The organism is Ovoidimarina sediminis, from assembly GCF_032586175.1.
GTDB classification, from domain to species: domain Bacteria; phylum Pseudomonadota; class Alphaproteobacteria; order Rhodobacterales; family Rhodobacteraceae; genus Ovoidimarina; species Ovoidimarina sediminis.
In genome coordinates, this window is record NZ_JAWHTE010000076.1 from 1 (window position 1) to 581 (window position 581).

The following is a 581-nucleotide window of genomic DNA, read 5'->3' on the forward strand; positions in this document are numbered from 1 at the left end:
CGGTGGTGTCAGACGGATTCGAACTTGTCTCCAAAGGGACAGAATGACTGTCCCTATGCCGCGCCAAGTTCGCGCCACTCGGCAAGGGCGGCGGCGCGGTTCTTCTTGAAGAGGTTACGGGAAGAGAGGCTGCGCTCGTGGTTGAAATGGTTCGTGACGGATGCGTGGATGGAGGCAAACATTTGAAGAGTTCGGAAGCGCCGGAACCGTTGCATCGCCCGCTCGCGTCGTCGGAATGGCAGGTGTGAATTCTCCGCCCTGTTGTTCAACCACCGTCCGGTTTCCTGGCGGTCTGCCGCACCGAAATCCTTCAGGGCCGCCCCGTACGAGCGCAACTTGTCCGTTACGAAGACCCCTGCCCGGCCGTGCTTCTTCATTGCTTTCTTGAGGAACTTCAGCGCCGCCTTCTTGTCACGTGTCTTCGTCACGAAGCTTTCCAGGACCTCGCCCTCGTGATCCACGGCCCGCCAAAGGTAGCGCATCTCCCCGTTGATCTTCACGAACATCTCGTCGAGGTGCCATCTCCACTGGCTTGAGCGCATGCCCTCGATCCGGCGCTTGCGGATCTCTGAGGCAAACCT

At 59.7% G+C, this 581-nt stretch carries 1 protein-coding gene; it reads right to left on the reverse strand.

Annotation, left to right across the window (positions count from 1 at the left end; all coding sequences use genetic code 11):
* Window positions 1–53: 53 nt before the first annotated feature.
* Window positions 54–581, reverse strand: a 528-nt coding sequence (locus RXV90_RS25790) for an IS6 family transposase (protein WP_316653296.1), incomplete at its 5' end; no start/stop codon positions are given.